The sequence below is a fragment of the Flavobacterium faecale genome, assembly GCF_048320115.1.
Lineage (GTDB): Bacteria > Bacteroidota > Bacteroidia > Flavobacteriales > Flavobacteriaceae > Flavobacterium > Flavobacterium faecale_A.
This window is the reverse complement of record NZ_CP182943.1, coordinates 2,291,525-2,312,486: the sequence shown is the minus strand read 5'-3', so window position 1 is coordinate 2,312,486 and position 20,962 is coordinate 2,291,525. Positions and strand designations below refer to the sequence as shown.

The window sequence follows — 20,962 nt, the reverse complement described above, 5'->3', positions numbered from 1 at the left end:
AATTTACCCAATTTGCATCCGTATAAATACGGATATTAGGTGTTTTAAACGCATTATACCAAGTTCATTTTTGTTGCTTTTTTAATGAGTTCGGCGGTATTTTTCACTTCTAATTTTTTTAGAATATTAGCACGATGGGTTTCTATAGTACGGGAACTTACAAATAGCTTAGCAGCAATTTCTTTGGTCGTTAAGCCCTTAGCAATTAATCCTAAAACTTCGGTCTCCTTATTGGACAAAACATTCTCACTAATACTTTGGTTTGACATGAAGTTGATCATTTTTTCAGAAATCTCAGCACTAAAATATTTTTTCCCTTTAGCAACCATTCGTATGGCAAGGATTAATTCAGATTCATCTGTATTTTTCAACAGGTAGCCATGAGCACCCATTTTAGCACATTTTGCAATGTAATTACCGTCATTATGCATCGAAATTACAATAGGTTTTATATTAGAATTTAGATTCTTTAATTCATTTAAAACCTGAAAACCATCCATATTGGGCATCGTAATGTCCAGCAATACGATATCGGCTTCAAACGGGCTGTTTACCAAATCCATAAATTCTATACCATCAGCAACACTCCTAACTATTTTTATGTCGTCATGTTTTCTTAGGAGCTCAGCCAGCCCTTTTCGAAAAAGTTCATGATCGTCAGCTATTATTAATTTGATTTCGTTCATAATTCTATGGGTAATTCAATTTCAAAGGTTGTACTTCCAGGTGCGGGATTGATTGTAATTGTACCATTGCAAATTCCGACACGTTCTTTGATGTTAATAATTCCTAAACCTAATTTGACAGTGCTGACATCAAAACCAATACCGTCATCAAAATAAAAAAGAGAAATAAATTCATCAAATTCTGAAAGGGTAATTCGGATGTTTTTCGCCTTAGAATGTTTTAATGAATTATTGATCAGCTCTTGGCTTATTCTAAAAAGATTAATAGCCTGCTGGTTTGTGATATTTGAATTTTCCTGCTTGGTTAAATCTTCGTATTCAATCGTTACCGTTGTTGATTTTTTAAGACTTTCAATAAAGTTAGTTAAAGTATTTCCAATTCCAAAATCATCAATCGATGCAGGCATCAAGGCATTTGACATCAATCTGATTTCTGAAATGGTATCGTCTACTATTTTTTTCATTTCTGTTTTCTGTACTTCATCTTCCACCTTATTTTCAATGTAGTGCTTCAAAGAGGTTAAATACAAGCCTACACCATCATGAAGCTCTTGAGAAAGTCGGCGTCTTTCATCTTCCATACCGTTTACCAACATCCTTTTGGATATCATTCTGGCATTTTCTTCATTATTTCTAAACTCTATGAGCTTATCTCGCATCGCTAAAAGGCTTTTCCCTAAAAGATCACTTGAACTTTTAGGCTGGTAATCTGTATTTAAATTCATTTTACCAATCGCATCCGAAAATTGCAAAGCCCCTTGCAAAGAAGCTTTCAAATTCGCTAAGGCATCAAACATTTCCTTTATTTCAATAGAATTTTTTATAAATTCATTGCTTTGATTGTAATCTCCTTGGGCCATAACTCGGAGACTATTGCGCATATTTTTTATTGGGTTGGTAATGATTCTTGTTAGAAAAAGAGAAAGCATAACCGCTAGTAAAAAAATAGCAAGTGTTAAACCTATAAGTCTTTCCTTTAATTTTTTTAAAGGGATGGTTACTTCATCAACATCCATTTCTGATAAAATAACCAACTTTAAATTTGAAACCTCTATAAGACTATACACACTATACACATCAATACCCCTATAATCCTTGAATACACCTCTGCCATTTATTCCTTTAAAAGCATTTGTCACACCTTTTGTTTTAACAGTTAAGGAATACGGGGTTTTATTGGGATAAAAACGAGATTGGGAACGCATTCGAAAATCTTCACCCACAAGATAAGATTCTCCACTATTCCCCATACCTGTGCGTTCAAGAAGTATTTTTTTTATTTTGTTATAATCTAAAATTTTAATCGATATCCCTTTTTTAGAATTAGAGACAAATCCTATCGTAGTTTTATGATCAGCATGGTAGGGTGTAAAATCGTGAATTCCTTTCCTATCTTTAATACTATCCGGAAGCTTTAATATGGTAGTATCAATACTATCGTTGTACAAGTCCGAGTTCTCAAACCTTTCCCATTCTGATTTTACAAGGTGTTCAATCTGGTTTTTCTTGAGTGTTTTAATGGAATTTAATTGCAGTAAAACCCGTTCATTCAAAACATTTGAAAACTGTTTGTATGATGAAAAAGACAAGACCGTAATTACTAAGGCAATTAAACTATTAATTATAATTAGTATTAATGTTTTGATGTTCATTAAAATCTATTTTAAAGATTTAGATAATATTTATTTAGCATTAAAGCAATCGTAGTTTTAAAATCAATTGAAAAATATCTTTAAAACTACCAGATCGCAAATCGATTTCTTATGTAACACTTAAAGTTTGAACCAACTATTTTAAAAGTAGATTAGACAAACATACGACCAATAACCCGATAAACGTTGATTCAAAAGCAACCAATTCTAGAAACGGCACTTCTCTAACCAAACTTAATCGTAATGCCCCAATTAGCCTCATTTTTTTATAAAAATAACTGTTTTAATTTTAAAAAATCCTATCGACTGAAACAAATACGATTACTAATACAAAATATAGCTACAGCTTACAAACTTACCTAATCCCCCAAATTTACACAATCTTTAGACTTGGTTCACTTCCTTCGTACATCACATACTATATAGCAAAACACAACCAATTCTATCTATAACCATTTTATAAGAAAAGCAAATGGATGCTTTTCTAAAACAGTGAACATAGCTTCATAAAATCCACGGCAGACCCTGTTTTTAGATTGCAAATGCCATTATTCGAAATTAAAACCTACACATTTTAAAGAGCAGGGTTCTTTTATCTAATAAATTCTCAGTAAATTGCTTGTTATACAGGTTGATAGAATAATTTCCTTAACCATAATACATGTACAGATGAGCAAAACCTACTTTTTATGGATGATTAGCTTATGTTTCATCAGCTTTTCTTGCAAAGATGATCATGAAACCATTTCTCCAATGGTGACTAATATTACCGAAAGTGTGTATGCCTTTGGAATTATTAAAAGTAAAAATCAATACGAGGTATATAGTAAAACAGGGGGCATTGTTGAAAATATATTTATTAAAGAGGGTGCGACCATCAATAAGGGAACACCACTATTTCAAATGGAGCAAAAAGATGTAAAAATAGCCACCGAAAATGTGCGACTTACTGCCAATAACGAGGCTTTGGCCATCAATCGTGACAAATTAAAAGAAGCTAAAATTCAACTCCAATTAGCTCAAAAAAAACTAATTAATGATTCGCTAATTTTTGCTAGACTTAAAAAACTGTGGCAAAATAAAATCGGTAGTCAAATTGAATTGGAACAAAAAGAAATTAATTATGAAAATGCAAAAGCTAGTTTAACAGCTGCCAAACTAAGGCATGATGATTTAGAACGAGAATTAGTATTGGCTTCTAAAATAAGTAAAAACAATTTGAAAATTGCACAATTTGTCGAAGATGATTTTATCATAAAAAGTAAAGTTGACGGAATTGTATACAAAATCAACATCGAACAAGGGGAACAAACCAGCAACTTGGCCCCTCTTGCCATCATAGGCGAAAATGATTTTGAAATTGAACTAAGAATTGACGAAATAGATATCGTAAAAATAAAGGAAGGTCAAAAGGTTTTTGTCCGTATGGACAGTTACAAATCCGAAGTATATGAAGCAACTATAACATTTGTATACCCCATGATGGATGAAAGAACCAGAACTTTTAAAGCGGAAGCCCTTTTTACAAAAAAACCAAAAAAACTATTTCCTAACTTGACTTTGGAAGCCAATATAGTCATTAGCACCAAGAAGAATGTGCTCACTATCCCTAGAAATTACCTACTGAACGACAGCTCTGTTAGACTCGAGAATGGTACTATTCAAAAAATCGAAACCGGTTTAATGGATTACAATTTGGTTGAAATAAAAAAAGGGCTAACATCATCATCTAAAATTATAAAAGCAGAGAAATGAGAATCAAACACATCACAGAGATTTCATATGCTATAATGTTTGCTCGATGGAGACAAACCTTAATTGCGGCTATTGGAGTCACTTTTAGCATTGCTCTTTTCGTTGCATTATTAGGTTTTATGGAAGGTTTAAACCGCTTACTGGATGGCATGATTCTCAACCGTACTCCTCATGTTCGATTGTACAATGACATCAAGCATTCTACAAATCAGCCCATTGATTTGTCGACCGATTACTTGCAGTACCACAATTTTGTTCATTCCATCAAACCGGACAATGCTAGAAAAGAAATTTACAATGCGGGAGAAATAATAAATGCCCTATCCACTGACAAAAGATTGTTAGGTATCGCTCCTAAAGTTACGGCTCAGGTTTTTTACAGTCTGGGAGCTATTAACCTAAACGGTGTCATCAACGGTGTTGATATCGAGCAAGAAGCCAAACTTTTTTCACTAAATGATTATATTATTGGAGGGAATTACCTAGACCTTATCAATATAAGCAATAGCATTATACTGGGTAAGGGCGCTGCCAATAAAATGCAAGCAGAACTGGGAGATGTAATTACCATTACAACTACAGGTGGCGAACAATTTTCATTGAAAGTAGTAGGTTTTTTCCAATCAGGAATTGCAGAATTGGATAATGTACAAAGTTACGCCAGTCTTTCTACCACTCGTAAACTGCTGGGCGTATCGACTAGCTATATCAACGAAATCCAAATCAAACTGCATGACATGAACCAAGCACCAGCCATAGCACGTGAATATGAAAAACTTTTCGAATTAGACGCAGAAGACATTCAAACCGCAAATGCCGATTTTGAAACAGGGAGCAGCGTTAGATCTACCATTTCTTATGCTGTGGGCATTACCCTACTCATCATTTCGGGATTTGGAATCTACAACATACTCAACATGATGATTTATGAAAAGATGGACACCATTGCCATCTTGAAAGCAACTGGGTTTGCTGGTTCTGATGTCAAACAGATTTTCATCACCATCGCTTTAAGCATCGGAATTGCGGGAGCTATTGCAGGAGCAATTTTTGGATTTTTGCTTTGCTTAGCCATCGATAGCATTCCGTTTAACACCGCCGCATTACCTACGATAACAACTTATCCGGTGGATTACAATATTTTGTATTATCTGATTGCGGTAACATTTGCCACTATTACTACTTATTTATCTGGTTGGTTTCCTGCACAAAAAGCTAGTAAAATGGACCCCGTGATAATCATTAGAGGAAAATAAATGGAAACGAATAAAATCATAGAAGCAAAGTCAATTTACAAATCCTTTCATGACCCCGTGAAAATTGATGTTTTGAAAGATGTTTCCTTTAGTATTAACAAAGGGGAATTTTCATCCATCATAGGAAAATCAGGTTGTGGGAAATCTACCCTTTTGTACATTCTTTCTACCATGGATACGGATTACCAAGGAAATTTGTATATCGATAATGAAAATATGGAACACAAAACCGAAAAAGAACTGGCTTGGGTGCGCAATGAAAAAATAGGCTTTGTTTTTCAATTTCATTATTTACTTAATGAGCTCACAGTTCTTAAAAACGTAATGATTCCAGGTTACAAAGCCAATAAAATGACGGAGGAAGAACTGGAGTTTAAAGCATTATCTTTATTAAAAAACTTAGGAATCGAACATCTAGCACACCGCATGGCCTACCAATTATCGGGTGGAGAAAAACAACGGATTGCCATTGCCCGTGCCTTGATCAATGATCCCCTAATTTTGATGTGCGATGAACCCACTGGGAATCTAGACAATAAAAACACTGAAATTGTCTTTGATATTTTCAAAGAACTCACTACGGTTTACAAAAAAACATTTTTAATTGTAACGCATGATTTAACTTTTGCAGAAAAAACATCTCGCATTATCCAAATGGATGATGGCCGATTAATTTCGTAACCAATTTATTTTTTTTAATTTTAAACTAAAACTAATGAATAGAATTGCTGTAAAACCCTTCTCTGCTACCATAACCTTAGGACTAGAGCTTGGCTATAAAAATACTGAAATTGAAAAATCGGAGGTAATTGCCTTTATTCAAGAATTTCAAGATGGTCTTATTACCAAAAAAAGTATCTACTTAAGCGCAGCTGTTACTGAATGCACGATAGTGATGAGAGGCCGAGTAGAACCTCATTTGAAATTAAGTTTTATCAACTACCCAAAATTTAAACTCAAAAGAAAAACACTCAAAATTGAAATTGAGCAATTAGCCCTTGCCTTAATGCTGAAATTCGAACAAAACAGAGTGGTTATTGAATACCTAGACGAAACCATCATGCTAGAGCAAAATAGTTATATCGATCCTAGAATAACATCCTAAAACAGCTCGGTTTTCTTTAAGAAAGTTTTTTTTAAGAACTTCAAAAGATGGCAAACTCTTCATATTTCCATTGTGGATGCCTTATAACCAAGATTTATTCACTATTTTTAAAACCCTAAAATTGAAAGCAATGACCTAGTACATTTCTCTCTTTAACAAACTAATAAAAATCTGTCGTGAAAAAAAACATCCGTATTTACATCCTAAAGATTCGAGAAAAACTGTGGTTTAGACCGTTGCTTTTTTGTGTTTTTTCAGTCATTGGGGCCTTATTTGCCCATCAAGCAGATGGTTTTGGGTTTAATGAAAACATACCCGATATTTCCATCGACTCTATAAAAGCATTACTGGACACCATATCTTCGAGTATGTTAGTCATCTCAATCTTTGCGGTGGGTTCTATGATTTCGGCCTTTTCCAATGCAAGTACTACCGCTACTCCAAGGTCGTTTAAAATTGTGGTTACTGATGATGTATCTCAAAATGCGCTGTCTGTATTTATTGGTGCCTTCATTTTTAGTATCGTAGCTACGATTGCGCTTAACAATGAATATTATGGCAAAGCAGGCCGTTTTATTTTATTTTTATTCACCATTCTATTATTTACAGTAGTCATCCTCACATTTTTAAGATGGGTTGACCGAATTTCAAGACTGGGACGATTAGAACATACCATCAATCAAATTGAAACTGTAGCAGCTAAATCATTAACCGAATACATATCGCATCCCAATTTAAAAGCCTTGCCAATCCGTGGAGATTTCCCCGACAGCCTTGCTATAACTGCGAACTCTGTAGGCTATGTGCAGCACATCAATATGGAAGAATTACAAGCTATTGCTAAGGATTTGGATTTAAAAATGAGACTCAATTGTATTCCTGGAAAATTCGTCCACGACCATTTCGTCATCGCTTACGTTCGTTCTGACCAAAATCTAGAGTTAGAGATGATAGCCAAAAAAATAAACAATACCATTCATGTTGGGACGACTAGAATTTTCGACGAAGATCCTCGATTTGGCTTGATTGCTTTAAGTGAAATTGCCAGTAGAGCCTTATCCCCAGGAATTAATGACCCTGGAACTGCCATTCAAATTATTGGTAGTCATGAAAGACTGTTTTTTCTGTGGAACCAAGAAAAAAAATCTAAAACGGAAAAAGAAGAAGTCCTTTATGATCGCGTAGAAGTACAGGATATTAGTATGGAAGATTTTTTTGACGATGCCTTCCGCCCTATTTCCAGAGATGGTGCCGATAATATTGAGGTGATGTTGCGTTTACAAAAAACATATACTTCTTTGGGAACCATTGACAACGATGCTATAAAAAAATCAGCAACACAATTTGCTAAAGAAGCTTTTAATAGAGCAAAATTAGCGATGCAGTTTGAAAATGATCTCGAAAATCTAAAAGAACATTGTCTTTTTAGTAAGTAAATTTCAGCACATCCGATTCAAATAAAAAACTCAAAGACTAAACAGCCTTTGAGTTTTTCGTTGATTTTATCCAATATTTACTTTGAGTATAGCAGTATTACTTCCCTACTTTCACATCTAATTTTTCAGATTCTACATTTACCCCATCTTTATCTACACTGATGCTTGTACCAGAAGTGCTATCTGACACTGTTGTTTCTTTTTCAATAATGGTTGTTTTTTCAGGCATAACAATTACCTCTTTTTCAGGAGCTTTGTCTTTACATCCCATAGCCATTAACATTACAACTAAAGAAAAGAATCCGATAATTTTTTGTGTTTTATTATTTTTCATTTGGTCAATTTTAAAAGATTAGTATTATGCTACAAAGGTGCTTTTAAAAAGCTACACCTTTGTTATAAAATTACGACAATTACTTACATCATTCACACATCAACCTCAAAAAACATTAAAAACCAACAACTTACAAAACAACCCTTACTTCCACATTGTTGAAATAGCAATCTTTTTTCAATCTAAAGCTTATTCTTTTTCAAAAGCATCTACACTCTTTTCATCCGAATATCAATTTCGCGATCTACGTATTCCCATTCCTCTGATTGGCGTAATTTGCTTAATAATTCATTGAAAGCCGCTTCATCTTCGGGGGCAAATTCAAACCAAGTCAAAAAATCAAAAGGCTCTCCTATATCTCTGGAATGAAATAATTTACGGGCTATTGCGGGTAAATACTGCATGCCTATGTGGGTATGTCGCGATTGATTTTCCATGATTTTCCGACGTTCATCTTGGGCTAGATTCCACCAAGCTTCATTTTTTCGAATGGGAATTAGTGCTGCGTAAGTGGCTTGCGGACGTCCCAAATCTTCTTGAACTGCAGCTAGTTTTTCTTTATCTGATTTTTCCGTATAGCGAAGGTTGCTAATAATCCCTTTCAATGACCAAATCCCCTCAAACCGATTGATAAGCGAACTTTGAATTTTATCAATATGAGTGACTTTAGGCAAAGAATCTCCTTTTAAGGTTGTCATTTTTACTACTTTCCAATCACCAGTTTTTCCTCCTATAAAATCAAAAGTTGTATTATTCATGAAAGATTTATTTTATGAGTTATGAATCGCGCTTGTAAAGAATTCTATATTTATCGAATACTCCAAATATTATTACAACCTAAATATAGTCAAGTATTCATAGGTAGCAGCCGTTCTAAACCAATTAATAAACTGCTTTTCAGCAAGTTAAAACAGGCTAAAACACAAAAAAGAAAATCCCTATTGTTCTAGTGCAATAGGGATTTAAAAAACAAACAAAACAAATTAAACTAACTTTTATATTTCATTCCCATGTCTTCGATAGAGAACTTATCAGTTAATAGGTGTAACAATTTATCTCTAAGCTCGATGTATTCGGGCATTTTTACGATTTCGATTTTGTTTCTTGGTCTTGGCAAATGCACCTCAACAATCTCACGAATGGTAGAAGCTGGCCCGTTGTTCAAAACAACGATTCGATCCGACAAAAACAAGGCTTCTTCGATATCATGTGTAATCATGATAATGGTTTTTTCACGGTTGTCTAAGTTCCACAATTTCAACACTTCTAACTGCATCGAACCTTTGGTTAAAGCGTCTAAAGCTCCAAATGGCTCGTCCATCAACAAAACTCCTGGATTGATAGCAAAAGCACGAGCAATGGCAACTCTTTGCTTCATTCCACCTGACAATTGTCCCGGAAGTTTGTCTTTGTGTTCATATAAATTCACCATTTTCAGATTGTTGTCTACGATGGCTTTTTTCTCTTCAGTAGAACATTTCATTACCGAGTCTACCACTTGAAAAATGTTTTGATAAACGGTTAACCATGGTAATAGCGAATAATTTTGAAAAACGATGCCACGGTCTGGTCCTGGTCCTTTGATATTTTGATTGTCTAAAACAACGGAACCTTCCGATGGGTTTAGCATTCCTGCAATTGCGTTTAAAATAGTTGATTTTCCACATCCTGAATGTCCAATGATGGATATGATTTCGCCTTTTTGAATAGATAAATTAATATCTCTTACGGCTGTGTATTTACCTTTTGGTGTTGGGAATGATATTTCTAGGTTTTTTATTTCTAAGTAACTCATGATGTTTAATTTTAGGATTTTTGACTGTTCTCGATTTTAGACACTTAGTGCCTTTTATGCTTTATAAGCTACTTTGTTTTCGATATAGGTAAATAATTTATCAAAAAGCAATCCAACGACCCCGATGATGATGATGGCTGATATTACTTTTTCGAGACTTAGAGCGTTCCAGCTGTCCCATACAAAAAATCCAATTCCAGCACCTCCTGATAACATTTCGCCTGCTACGATTACCAACCAAGCTACGCTGATAGACAAACGCAATCCTGTGATAATGTGTGGCAAACTAAACGGAATTAGGATTTTGGTTAGGTATCTCATGGTAGAAAATCCAAATGCTTTGGCTACATTTTTATGATCTTGTGGCAAAGAGGCTATTCCGAATGCCGTATTGATCAAGGTAGACCATAAAGATGTGATGAATACTATAAATACGGTGGCCAAACCTGTATCTTTGAATACTACTAGTCCAATTGGAAACCACGCTAATGGCGAAACTGGTTTTAACAATTGTACAATTGGGTAAAATATTTGTTTGGCTACCGTGCTGGCTCCCATTAATATTCCAATTGGAATAGCAATTAAAGAACCTAAAAAGAAACCTGTTAATACTGTTTTGATGGAATTGAATAATTGCAATCCGATTCCTTTGTCGTTCGGTCCATAATCATAAAACGGATCGCTAACCATTTCGTATAAAACGGTTAAGGTAGCGATGGGTCCTGGCAGCGCATCTTTGGTAATACTGCTTAATAATTCCCAGAATCCTCCAACGATGAATAATCCTAAAGCTGCAAATGATATTGATTTAGACTTTTCTACTATCTTTTCACCAATTACTTTTAATTTTTTGGCTCCTTCACTTGAGCTAGCAGTTGCTGAAGCATTTTTTACCTCCTCAAGTGTTCCTAATGTTAATTCTCTTTCTGACATAATGCAATCTGTTTAGTTTAATATTGTTTTGTAGTAATTGATTGGGGGCAATCTTTTTTATTATATTTTTAAATCAAAACACTAGAAGTTTGATTTTTTTTTGAGTTTAAAAAGCGTTTCAGCGGTACTCTTTGGATTACTTGAAACGCTTTTTTCAAGTTGCTAGAAATTATTTTTTAACTACTTTTAAGTACGCTTCTGGATTTGAAGGATCAAAAACCGTTTTGTCCATTGTTAATGAAAAAGGTTTCATATCATCTGCCGGCATTTTGATTTTCATACTTGAAGCAACTTCTTTGTATAAATCTTGCAAGATTAATTTATCGGCAATCGCTTTGTAGTTTGGAGCTTCTTTTAAGTATCCAAATCTTACGAATTGTGCCATAGCCCAGATAGCGTGTGATTTTTTAGGAAAATTTACCATTCCACCTTTGTGGAACAACATATAGTCATTATCATATATTTCAGTTCCTAAACTACAACCTAAATCATAATTACCCATCAAACGGTTTTCAATAACCTCGGCTGGTGCATTTACATAAGGTGCTTTACCAATGATTGCTGCTGCTTTTTTGCGATTGGCAGGAACATCTAACCATCTACAAGCTTCCATTACCGCTTTCATTACTTTTTTAAGATCTTCTTTACGTTGTACTGGAAAATCTTTATTGACTACCAAGGCTTTTTCTGGATGGTCTTTCCAGATGTCTTGAGTAGCAATTTGTGTAAATCCAATTCCTTGTTTCACCGCTACTCCACCCCATGGTTCTCCTACACAAAATCCATCCATGTTTCCTACTTTCATATTAGCAACCATTTGTGGTGGTGGAATTGTGATAATTTTAGAGGTTTTTTGATTCACTCCGCCAAGGGCTAACCAGTTACGCAACCATAAATCGTGCGTTCCTCCTGGGAAAGTCATTGCAAAAGTCACTTCTTTCTCTGCTTTTAACTTGGCCGCTACCACAGGCGCTACTTTATTCATTTGTTTGAAACCAACTTTTCCGCAGAAATCATTTGATAAAGTAATGGCTTGCCCGTTTACATTTAGCATCATGGCGATTTTCATTTCTGAGCCCGCTTTTCCACCTACACCTGTGTATACTGAGAATGGCATTGAAAACAAACAGTGTGCTCCGTCTAGCTCTCCTGTTAAGATTTTGTCACGAACATTAGCCCATGAAGATTCTTTAGTTACGATTACCTCTACACCGTACTTTTTAAATAAGCCAAGCTCTTTAGCCATTACAATTGGTGAACAATCAGTCAATGGAATAAAACCTAATTTGATGGGATCTCCCTGTGCATTTACATTCGTTGCTGATAAAGAGAATACTGTTACTACCGCTGCCAACAGCACTTTTGAAAAACGCTTTGTTGATTTTTGAATGGATTTTTTCATTGTAAAAATTTTATTTAATTGTTGTTATTTGTTTTATTTTTTAGCTAAAAAGTCTGGTTTGATGTTCAACATCACGTATCCAAATTGAGGAGTTAAATTAGGATTGGTCACATTTTTTACTGCTGCAGAAGCCATCGTGTTAGTTGCTTTCATAACAGAATAGCCTACTTCAAGATTTATGATTTTAGTAATGTTGTATTTCATTGTAAGATCCAATTCGGTTCCTAAATATTTCGTCAATCCTCCTGCTAAATTATTAGCCGATTCAAATCCGTGAACATCTGCAGAGAAAGTCAGCTTGTCTTTAGCGTTGTATTTCATTTTAAAGAAATAGTTCACTAAACCTTGACTTCCAAATCCACTAGCCACATAGAAATAATCCATATAACCCCAGAACTTATGAGGAGTTCCGTATAATGGATCAAAACGATTGTTTTGAGTCGCTGCTTTTGTGCCGTCATTTCCTGATAAAAAGTCAATTCCAGGACCTACAAAAAGTTTTCTATTCACTTGATAAGTGGCAGTAATAGAAGCCAGTTTAGCACTGATTGAATTTCCATCTTTATCGTGTCCACCTTGGTAATAGGCATTACCTGTTAAGTTTAATTTTCTAGTAGGCATCACATTAAAGTAAAGACCGGTTGTATTACGACTCCAAACCCCCTCTCCATATACTTTAGTCGTTACTGGTGGAGTTCCAGAAGTAACATTAGAATATCTATTGAAATCATCTTTAAAATACAAGAAGGAAATGTCCCCAAAGAAGAATTTTTTACTCAAATAACCGTATTGAAAGGATTTATACATGGTACCAATTCCGTTAGTTCCTGCTGGATAAGCCGTGTTTACACCAGTATAAATTGTTCCTGTTGAAAGTTCTCTATTTTGGTTAAAAGCTAAACCAGCGTCAAAAACCCAACCTTTTCTAGAATACTTAAACACTATCGCATCATGTCTTCTAGCTTGTTGTAACCAATCCAATCCACCTAATATTTTTTGATCATCATATGAAATTTCTTGACGTCCAATTTTCAAAGAAATATTTCCTGATTTATCAATGGTGTCTTTCAAAGAAAGATCTAACCATGCTTCATGAAGAAGGACACCATCATTAGGATCAGTAGTGACTCTATTATTTGTAGAAGCATCTTGGCCAAAAACTCTAACATCTTGTAAAGCTGTAAAAAACTTGAAACGATAACCAGAATAACCTAGATTGAATCTTGTTCTTTGCGTATTGAACAAAGCGGCTTTTTGTCCGTCTTTGGATAAGGTCCCAAAACCATCACGAATTTCTGTACGTTCTCTTATTTGCCCTGTTGCCGAAAGTTGCGCTTGGGATTCATTAGAACTTAATAATGTAAATGCAATACCTAAAAAGATAGATTTTGAAAGGTTTCCTTTTGAAACATTCACTTTTTGAATTCCTTGATAAAAAAGTGCTTTTGCTTTAATCAATTCCATAATTATTAATATTTAAGTTTTGTATGGAGCAAATCTACATAAGTACTTATACGTAATAACTATCTAAAAACCATTCGGAAATCTCTTTTTTCCACCCTATTTCTAGTCAAAAATTGAGTTCTAAAACTGCCAAAAACCATAAAACCATAAAAAAAGCCTGTAAATACTGGGCATAACAACAGCACTATACGTAGTTTACACACCTACTTATAGCATTAAAAAATAAAAAAGGAGCGTAATGACGCTCCCTTTAGTGAAAAAATTTATTGTGAAAAATTAGAAATACTTATGTTCTCTAAGTTCTGATTGTAGCTTTTCAATTTCTTTCAACCCAATACGTTTCCCTACCGTACCGATTAGCCCTTCTTTTTTTAAACTTGATATCACCCTAATCACCTGTTCCTCTGTAGTTCCCGCGAAATCAGCAATTTCTTTTCGGGATAAATCTATTCCTACAACACCCGTAGCTTGTCCAAATTTTCGATAGATATATAATAACGTATCCACTACTCGCTCCCGTACATTCATCTGGGCAATCTTTCTGATATTGTTCTCGCTTTTATTTAATTCATCGGCATAAAACAACATCAAATCAAAGGTCAGTTCCGGAATAGAGCGCAACATTTCAAGCATGTCATCATTGCTAAAATTGCAGAGCACTGTATCTTCCAGTGCGTAAGCACCAATTAAATATCGTTTGCTGGTTCCAAAGCCTCTGAACCCAACTGTATCGCCATCCTTTGTAAATCGGACTATTTGCTCGCGTCCATGAATGCCTGTTTTTACAGTCTTCACCTTTCCTTTATAGACAAAATACAAACCCTGAATTGGCGCGCCTTCTATAATAAACTGCTGGCTTTTTTTACACAAAAAACTATGTTTTCTGTCAACATACTCCTTGATTTGATCTAAATGAACATGCTTTTTAATAAAACAATTTTCATTTATACACGTACTACAAATTGCTAATTCTGCTTTCATGAGTTGAAATTTTAAACGATAACAATATAAATGGGTACCAAATATTAATTTTTACCAAAAATAGAAAAAAAAGTATCACTAATACGTATTTATACGTAAAAATACGTATTTTTACACCGTCGAAATAATCAGACCTAGTTTTAGTAACAACAAAGAAGTTCAGCAATGCAAAATTCAGAAATAAAAACGACCTGTTCCTATTGTGGTGTAGGATGTGGAATAATTGTCACCAATGATTCTAAAAATGGAGTAAGCGTAAAAGGAGATCAAGACCACCCAGTAAACAGAGGTATGCTTTGTTCTAAAGGAATGAACTTGCACTATGTTGTGAATGACACTTCTGACCGAATTCTATATCCTGAAATGAGATGGAGCAAATCACACCCTAAAGAACGTGTGAGCTGGGACGACGCCTTAGATCGTGCAGCGGCTGTATTCTCTTCAATTATAAAAAAACACGGACCAGACAGTGTCGGATTTTATATTTCCGGTCAATGTTTAACCGAAGAATATTACCTCGTAAATAAATTAGTAAAAGGTTTTCTAAAAACTAACAATATAGATACCAACTCCAGGCTTTGTATGAGTTCTGCTGTAGTAGGCTACAAAAAAACATTTGGGGAAGACTCTGTGCCAATTGCTTATGAAGATATCGAATTGGCAGATACTTTCTTAATTACAGGAGCAAACCCTGCTTATTGTCACCCAATTCTTTTCAGAAGAATCGAACAACACAAAGAAAAAAATCCTAAAACTAAAATCATCGTTGTTGACCCAAGAAAAACGGACTCAGCTTTAACTGCCGACTTGCACTTGCAAATTCTTCCAGGTTCAGACATTTACTTATACCATGCGATTGCCAAATGCTTGATTGACAAAGGATATATTGACAATGATTTTATCAAAAACCATACGGAGAACTTTAATGCCTATAAAGAGTTAATCACAAACACTTCTTTAGAAAAAGCATCGCAACTTTGTGGCATTTCAATCAGCGAAATCAAACAAGCTGCTGAAATGATTGCCAAAGCCAAAGGTTTCATCTCTATGTGGGCAATGGGATTGAACCAAAGTGCCATCGGAGTGGACAAAAATACCGCTTTATTGAATCTTTCTTTGTTAACAGGACATGTGGGTAAACCTGGATCAGGACCTTTCTCTCTAACTGGTCAACCTAACGCCATGGGTGGACGCGAAGTGGGCGGAATGGCCAATTTATTAGCTGTTCACAAAGAATTGGCGAATCCTGAGCATCGTCAGGAAGTAGCTGATTTCTGGGGAGTGGATTCTATTTCTGAGAAACCTGGTTTAACGGCTACTGAAATGTTTGACGCCTTAGAATCTGGTAAAATGAAAGCCGTTTGGATTATTTGTACCAATCCATTGGTGAGTATGCCGGATGTACGTAGAGTGGAAAAAGCCCTTGGAAACGCAAAATTTGTGGTCGTTCAAGACATTTCGCATAAATCTGACACGTCTAAATACGCTGATTTGTTATTACCAGCAGCAGGATGGTTAGAAAAAGAAGGAACGATGACTAACTCTGAAAGACGTATTTCCTATTTACCAAAAGGAATCAATGCCCCTGGAGAAGCACTTTCAGATGTTGAAATTCTGACTCGTTTTGCTAAAAAAATGAACTTCAACGGGTTTAACTTTAACTCAACTGAAGAAATCTACAAAGAATATTGTGCTTTAACCAAAAACACAAAAATTGATATTTCGTTTCTAAATTATACCCGTTTGAAAAACGAAGGTACTTTCCAATGGCCTGTTTCTGACTACGGACATCCTGGAACTCCTCGTTTGTTTACAGACAAAAAGTTCTATACGCCTTCACAAAAAGCGATTTTCAACTTACCTACCTCTATTGACAATACCTCTGAGCAACCAAGTGATAAATATCCTTACATCTTAACAACAGGACGCATCAGAGACCAATGGCATACGATGACAAAAACAGGAAAAGTATCCCGTTTATTATCACATATCCCAAGTCCAATGCTTGAAATCAACCCAATCGATGCCTTTAAAACAGGAATTGAAGACGGAGACATTACGGTTGTACAAAGTAAAAATGGTGAAGTTCGTGTAAAAGCTAAGGTATCAGACACTATTAAGGAAGGAGTTGTTTTCTTACCGATGCACTGGGGTAAACAATTGGAAAATGATTTGAATAGAACGAACAACTTAACAAACACTGTTGTTGACCCAATTTCAAAAGAACCCGATTTTAAATTCACAACGGTTTCGATAACCAAATATGTAAAACCGTTCCAAAAAATTGCCGTGGTAGGAGCTGGAGCAGCAGCCTTCAGATTCATTCAAAATTATCGAGAAATCAATACTACCGACGAAATTATAGTTTTCTCCAATGAAGAAAACCCATTTTACAACCGTGTATTGTTGCCTGAATATGTAACAGACGAGCTTTCATGGGAAAGTTTACAAAAGATAAAACAAGATTCTTTAAGCAAGCTAAACATTACCATGAAGTCTGGTGTTGCTATTAACAACATCAACAAAAAAGATAACATTATTACTGATAGTAATGGAGACACCCACAGCTATGATTCTTTAATTTTAGCTACTGGTAGTAGACCATTCGTACCTGAAAATGCACAACTGCATCTACCAGGTCGCTTTACAATTAGAAAAAAAGAAGATGCCGACCGTTTAAAAAATTACTTAGATGGCACTAAATTACCTGCAGAAGAACAACATGTTGTTATTGTAGGTGGTGGTTTACTAGGGCTTGAGTTGGCAGCAGCTTTAAAACATAAAAAAGTAAAAATTACGATTATCCAACGAGCTTCTCGTTTGATGGAACGTCAGTTAGACCGTATTTCTAGTAAATTACTAGCCGAAGAAGTGCAAATCAGAGACATTCAAATCTACTTTGACAATGAGGTTAGCACTGTTTTTGAAACAGACAATCCTAATGAAATCGAAATCGGATTGAAAAGTGGACGTATATTAACTGCTAACGCGATTGTTTACACCATTGGAACGATTCCAAATATTGAAATTGCCAAAGAAACAGGTATCGCTTGTGGACGTGGTGTTAAGGTAAATCAATATTTACAGTCTTCTCAACCTAATATTTTTGCCATTGGAGAAATCGCTGAATTCAACAACCAATTGTTTGGAATAACCTCTGCTGCCGAAGAACAAGCAGATATTTTAGCTAACTTTATAGGTGGTGACATTAGCAGTTTTTACAAAGGCTCTGTATTAATGAATATCCTTAAACTGGAAGACATCAACCTCTGCAGTATTGGAGATATTGAAATTCCAGAAAATGATGATTCTTATGAAGAAATTGTATTCTCTGATTTAAAGAAACGCTATTACAAAAAATGTATTGTCAAAAATGATTTACTTGTAGGGGCCATATTAATGGGTGATAAAAACGAATTTGCGGAATTCAAGACAATGATTGAAAGCAAAATTGAATTATCAGACAAACGAAATATGTTGCTTCGAGGAAGTGGTGGTTCTGCAAAACCCGTGATTGGTAAATTAGTTTGCTCTTGTAGCCAAGTAGGTAGCGGAAACATCGAAGAAGTTATCAAAGGAGGCTGTACTAACTTTACAGAACTCTGTAAAACCACCGGAGCTGGTTTAGGCTGCGGAAGTTGTAAAACCGAGGTAAAAGAATTATTGGCAAAATGTAATTAAAAAATTAGTGTTCAGTAGTCAGATATAAGTAAACAGTCACTCGTTGTGAAAATGGAAAAACCAAACAGCAATTAAGACATAATGCTTTTAAACTGAATGCTGCAAACTGAACACCGTAAACTAGATAGAACATGGAATTAACACGATTGATAGTAAAAGGAGGCGTATTATCTCCTGGAGAATTGAAAGAGATTGTCAATATGGCACTAGAACAAGGCCTAGAAACAATTTCATTTGGTTCCAGACAAGACATTATTTTTCCAAAAGGATTTAAAAATATAGACCGAGAAAAAACTGGAAAACATCATTTTGTATTTCCTGATGAAAACAGTGGTAACAACAATATTGTTTCTTCCTATGTTTCTACAGATGTTTTTAGAAATACCCCTTGGTTGACAGGAAACAAGTTTTTGTATGTTTTGGAACAATTCAAAGATCAACCCGAATTAAAAGTCAATATCACTGACCCAAAACAACAACTCGTTCCTTTATTTACAGGACATATTAACTTTATTGCTTCTGAGCATGAAGATTATTGGTACTTATACATTCGTTTACCCAAATGGGAACGCATGGAAGTCTATCCTGTGCTAATCTACAGCTGGGATATTGCCAAAATTTATTACGAAATTGAAAAAGTAGTACGACAAGAAAGTTGCGGAATCGACATGATTTTCAGCTTGGTGAGTGAAGCTTTGGACACCAATAATAGAACTATTGACAAACCCCTAAACGTTCCTTTCTATCCATTTCCTTATTACGAAGGAATGAATCGATTGGGAATTGACCAATATTGGTTAGGATTGTACTGGAGAAACAACCTCTATGACTTGAAGTTCTTAAAGGAAATGTGTGATTTGTGTTTTGACTGTAAAATCGGAAAAATTTGTATCACACCTTGGAAATCATTTATCATCAAAGGAATTCCTAAAGACAACAAACTGGATTGGGAAAAATTCCTTGGCAAAAACGGTATCAATGTGCGTCACTCTTTACTAGAGCTCAACTGGCATCTACCGGTAGCAACCGAATGGGCCTTGAATTTGAAAACATTCTTAGTGCGAACTTTGGATCAATTTGACATCAGTACTTACGGATTGACCTTTGGAATTTCCGATTACAATCGTGAGGGACATTATTTTACCTCGATTGTAGTTGAAAAAAATGAACTACCAAAAGACCTAGAATCTATCAAAATTAGAGATACTTTTAACGTTTTGCATGCTAAGAACTTTGATCCAAATAGTCGCGAATACCTAGTTCACGCACAAGATGTGGACAAACTAGAATTGCCTAACATCTTAATTGAATTGAGTCGTAAATACTTTAACCAATTAGGAAGCTCAATTGTAGAAACTAATAACGAAACTACAATTGCCAAAAAAGAAAACAAAATTCAAGACGTTTACCAATGTCAAGAGTGCTTAACAGTATATAACTCTGAATACGGAGATTTAGTTCAAGGAATTGAAAAAGGTACATTGTTCCAAAACCTACCGGATGATTATTGTTGTTCCCTATGCGAAGCACCAAAAAATAATTTCATAGCTTTGACCAACGAAACTCAAGAAATATAAGTAACACTTAAGCACTAGCACATGAATAATACTTTTAAAACGGTAAGCTCATCTCATATTACGATTTCAGAATTGATGTTGCCTTCGCACACCAACTTTAGCGGAAAAATTCATGGAGGATATATTTTATCACTAATGGACCAAATTGCCTTTGCTTGCGCTTCTAAGTTTTCAGGGAACTACTGTGTGACAGCATCTGTAGACACGGTAAACTTTTTAATGCCAATTGAAGTTGGCGAATTAGTAACTATGAAAGCAAGTGTCAACTATGTGGGTAAAAGCTCGATGATTGTAGGTATTCGTGTGGAAGCTGAAAACATTCAAACAGGAGTAATCAAACATTGTAACTCCTCCTACTTCACCATGGTTTCCAAAGACAAAGAAGGAAAGACCTCTCCGGTTCCAGGGTTAATTTTGACCACCCTAAAGGAAGTAAGCCGTTTTCAAAACTGTTTGCGCCAAATCGAAATGAAACGCATCAGAGAAGAACAAAAAAGCATTGCTACCTTTGGTTCCATCGATACCATTTTGAACTCAAAAAAATACAATATCAAGGTCGAGTTGCAGTAATGACAACAGAATAAAACATGACGGTTGCAACACTCGAGAAATCGAAGCAATGTCATTAAATTATGCATCGTCAGTTCGAGTTGAGATAAAATTTGCGACAGAAAATTTTATCTCAGTATCGAGAACTCGAGCTTACTAACATTGTCCGAAGCGTCGGGACAGTGTAACAATCGTTACTCCATTGCAACCTCATTCTCAGTAGTTTTAGGAGCACCGCTCCTCCTTTTCAAAACAACGCCTCGTCCTGCTGTTCATTACAATCCACGCCAAAAAAAGGCGTGGGATTTTCATTGCCATCAGGGCTATTTAGTTCGTTTTTATTTTCATAATAGCAT

The 20,962-nt window shown here is 35.1% G+C and carries 17 protein-coding genes; 8 read left to right on the top strand and 9 right to left on the bottom strand.

Annotated features, from left to right (window positions below):
* Window positions 1-53: 53 nt before the first annotated feature.
* Both ACNH59_RS09775 and ACNH59_RS09770 read right to left on the bottom strand, forming a co-directional pair.
* Window positions 54-686, bottom strand: a complete 633-nt coding sequence (locus ACNH59_RS09775; protein ID WP_418262362.1) for a response regulator — start codon at window positions 684-686, stop codon at window positions 54-56.
* Entirely contained in the window at window positions 683-2,338 is a 1,656-nt protein-coding gene (locus ACNH59_RS09770) for an ATP-binding protein (protein ID WP_418262361.1), read from the bottom strand. Before ACNH59_RS09770 ends, ACNH59_RS09775 begins: the two co-directional genes overlap by 4 nt.
* A 669-nt stretch (window positions 2,339-3,007) precedes the next feature.
* On the opposite strand from ACNH59_RS09770, the gene ACNH59_RS09765 reads away from it, so the two are divergent.
* The 5 genes from ACNH59_RS09765 to ACNH59_RS09745 all read left to right on the top strand — a co-directional run bounded on the left by ACNH59_RS09765 (window position 3,008) and on the right by ACNH59_RS09745 (window position 7,890).
* Window positions 3,008-4,093 carry an efflux RND transporter periplasmic adaptor subunit gene (locus ACNH59_RS09765; RefSeq protein ID WP_418262360.1) on the top strand — a complete coding sequence of 362 codons (1,086 nt, stop codon included), beginning with the start codon at window positions 3,008-3,010 and terminating at the stop codon, window positions 4,091-4,093.
* Entirely contained in the window at window positions 4,090-5,349 is a 1,260-nt protein-coding gene (locus tag ACNH59_RS09760) for an ABC transporter permease (protein WP_418262359.1), read from the top strand. The genes ACNH59_RS09765 and ACNH59_RS09760 overlap by 4 nt, the downstream gene beginning before the upstream one ends.
* On the top strand, window positions 5,350-6,030 hold the full coding sequence (locus tag ACNH59_RS09755; protein ID WP_418262358.1) for an ABC transporter ATP-binding protein: 681 nt from the start codon (window positions 5,350-5,352) through the stop codon (window positions 6,028-6,030).
* Between the two features lie 34 nt (window positions 6,031-6,064).
* On the top strand, window positions 6,065-6,454 hold the full coding sequence (locus tag ACNH59_RS09750; RefSeq protein WP_418262357.1) for a hypothetical protein: 390 nt from the start codon (window positions 6,065-6,067) through the stop codon (window positions 6,452-6,454).
* 176 nt (window positions 6,455-6,630) lie between these two features.
* Complete coding sequence (locus ACNH59_RS09745) at window positions 6,631-7,890, top strand: DUF2254 domain-containing protein (RefSeq protein WP_418262356.1); 1,260 nt, start codon at window positions 6,631-6,633, stop codon at window positions 7,888-7,890.
* Between the two features lie 97 nt (window positions 7,891-7,987).
* On the opposite strand, the gene ACNH59_RS09740 is transcribed toward ACNH59_RS09745, so the two are convergent.
* The 7 genes from ACNH59_RS09740 to ACNH59_RS09710 all read right to left on the bottom strand — a co-directional run bounded on the left by ACNH59_RS09740 (window position 7,988) and on the right by ACNH59_RS09710 (window position 14,799).
* Window positions 7,988-8,224 carry a hypothetical protein gene (locus ACNH59_RS09740; RefSeq protein ID WP_418262355.1) on the bottom strand — a complete coding sequence of 79 codons (237 nt, stop codon included), beginning with the start codon at window positions 8,222-8,224 and terminating at the stop codon, window positions 7,988-7,990.
* 209 nt (window positions 8,225-8,433) lie between these two features.
* Window positions 8,434-8,982, bottom strand: coding sequence for a chlorite dismutase family protein (locus ACNH59_RS09735; RefSeq protein WP_418262354.1), 549 nt, complete (start codon window positions 8,980-8,982; stop codon window positions 8,434-8,436).
* Window positions 8,983-9,212: 230 nt separating this feature from the next.
* The gene (locus ACNH59_RS09730) at window positions 9,213-10,019 is read right to left on the bottom strand and encodes an ABC transporter ATP-binding protein (protein WP_418262353.1); all 807 of its coding nucleotides are present in this window, start codon (window positions 10,017-10,019) and stop codon (window positions 9,213-9,215) included.
* Window positions 10,020-10,073: 54 nt separating this feature from the next.
* Window positions 10,074-10,952, bottom strand: coding sequence for a nitrate ABC transporter permease (gene ntrB / locus ACNH59_RS09725; protein ID WP_418262352.1), 879 nt, complete (start codon window positions 10,950-10,952; stop codon window positions 10,074-10,076).
* A gap of 169 nt (window positions 10,953-11,121) precedes the next feature.
* Window positions 11,122-12,354 (bottom strand): CmpA/NrtA family ABC transporter substrate-binding protein, encoded by a 1,233-nt coding sequence (locus ACNH59_RS09720; protein WP_418262351.1) that lies wholly within the window; start codon window positions 12,352-12,354, stop codon window positions 11,122-11,124.
* 33 nt (window positions 12,355-12,387) lie between these two features.
* Window positions 12,388-13,818 carry an alginate export family protein gene (locus tag ACNH59_RS09715; RefSeq protein ID WP_418262350.1) on the bottom strand — a complete coding sequence of 477 codons (1,431 nt, stop codon included), beginning with the start codon at window positions 13,816-13,818 and terminating at the stop codon, window positions 12,388-12,390.
* Between the two features lie 276 nt (window positions 13,819-14,094).
* Window positions 14,095-14,799, bottom strand: coding sequence for a Crp/Fnr family transcriptional regulator (locus tag ACNH59_RS09710; RefSeq protein ID WP_418262349.1), 705 nt, complete (start codon window positions 14,797-14,799; stop codon window positions 14,095-14,097).
* Window positions 14,800-14,964: 165 nt separating this feature from the next.
* On the opposite strand from ACNH59_RS09710, the gene ACNH59_RS09705 reads away from it, so the two are divergent.
* From ACNH59_RS09705 to ACNH59_RS09695, 3 genes are all read left to right on the top strand, one after another.
* The gene (locus ACNH59_RS09705; RefSeq protein WP_418262348.1) at window positions 14,965-18,480 is read left to right on the top strand and encodes a molybdopterin-dependent oxidoreductase; all 3,516 of its coding nucleotides are present in this window, start codon (window positions 14,965-14,967) and stop codon (window positions 18,478-18,480) included.
* Window positions 18,481-18,611: 131 nt separating this feature from the next.
* Entirely contained in the window at window positions 18,612-20,057 is a 1,446-nt protein-coding gene (locus ACNH59_RS09700) for a rubredoxin (protein ID WP_418262347.1), read from the top strand.
* 21 nt (window positions 20,058-20,078) lie between these two features.
* The gene (locus ACNH59_RS09695; RefSeq protein WP_418262346.1) at window positions 20,079-20,627 is read left to right on the top strand and encodes an acyl-CoA thioesterase; all 549 of its coding nucleotides are present in this window, start codon (window positions 20,079-20,081) and stop codon (window positions 20,625-20,627) included.
* The last annotated feature ends 335 nt before the right edge of the window (window positions 20,628-20,962 follow it).

Coding starts and splice junctions, on each gene's coding strand:
- ACNH59_RS09700 (WP_418262347.1), top strand. CDS start 18,612: ATGGAATTAACACGATTGATAGTAAAAGGAGGCGTATTATCTCCTGGA.
- ACNH59_RS09755 (WP_418262358.1), top strand. CDS start 5,350: ATGGAAACGAATAAAATCATAGAAGCAAAGTCAATTTACAAATCCTTT.
- ACNH59_RS09705 (WP_418262348.1), top strand. CDS start 14,965: ATGCAAAATTCAGAAATAAAAACGACCTGTTCCTATTGTGGTGTAGGA.
- ACNH59_RS09740 (WP_418262355.1), bottom strand. CDS start 8,224: ATGAAAAATAATAAAACACAAAAAATTATCGGATTCTTTTCTTTAGTT.
- ACNH59_RS09715 (WP_418262350.1), bottom strand. CDS start 13,818: ATGGAATTGATTAAAGCAAAAGCACTTTTTTATCAAGGAATTCAAAAA.
- ACNH59_RS09735 (WP_418262354.1), bottom strand. CDS start 8,982: ATGAATAATACAACTTTTGATTTTATAGGAGGAAAAACTGGTGATTGG.
- ACNH59_RS09720 (WP_418262351.1), bottom strand. CDS start 12,354: ATGAAAAAATCCATTCAAAAATCAACAAAGCGTTTTTCAAAAGTGCTG.
- ntrB (WP_418262352.1), bottom strand. CDS start 10,952: ATGTCAGAAAGAGAATTAACATTAGGAACACTTGAGGAGGTAAAAAAT.
- ACNH59_RS09730 (WP_418262353.1), bottom strand. CDS start 10,019: ATGAGTTACTTAGAAATAAAAAACCTAGAAATATCATTCCCAACACCA.
- ACNH59_RS09765 (WP_418262360.1), top strand. CDS start 3,008: ATGAGCAAAACCTACTTTTTATGGATGATTAGCTTATGTTTCATCAGC.
- ACNH59_RS09770 (WP_418262361.1), bottom strand. CDS start 2,338: ATGAACATCAAAACATTAATACTAATTATAATTAATAGTTTAATTGCC.
- ACNH59_RS09710 (WP_418262349.1), bottom strand. CDS start 14,799: ATGAAAGCAGAATTAGCAATTTGTAGTACGTGTATAAATGAAAATTGT.
- ACNH59_RS09775 (WP_418262362.1), bottom strand. CDS start 686: ATGAACGAAATCAAATTAATAATAGCTGACGATCATGAACTTTTTCGA.
- ACNH59_RS09750 (WP_418262357.1), top strand. CDS start 6,065: ATGAATAGAATTGCTGTAAAACCCTTCTCTGCTACCATAACCTTAGGA.
- ACNH59_RS09695 (WP_418262346.1), top strand. CDS start 20,079: ATGAATAATACTTTTAAAACGGTAAGCTCATCTCATATTACGATTTCA.
- ACNH59_RS09760 (WP_418262359.1), top strand. CDS start 4,090: ATGAGAATCAAACACATCACAGAGATTTCATATGCTATAATGTTTGCT.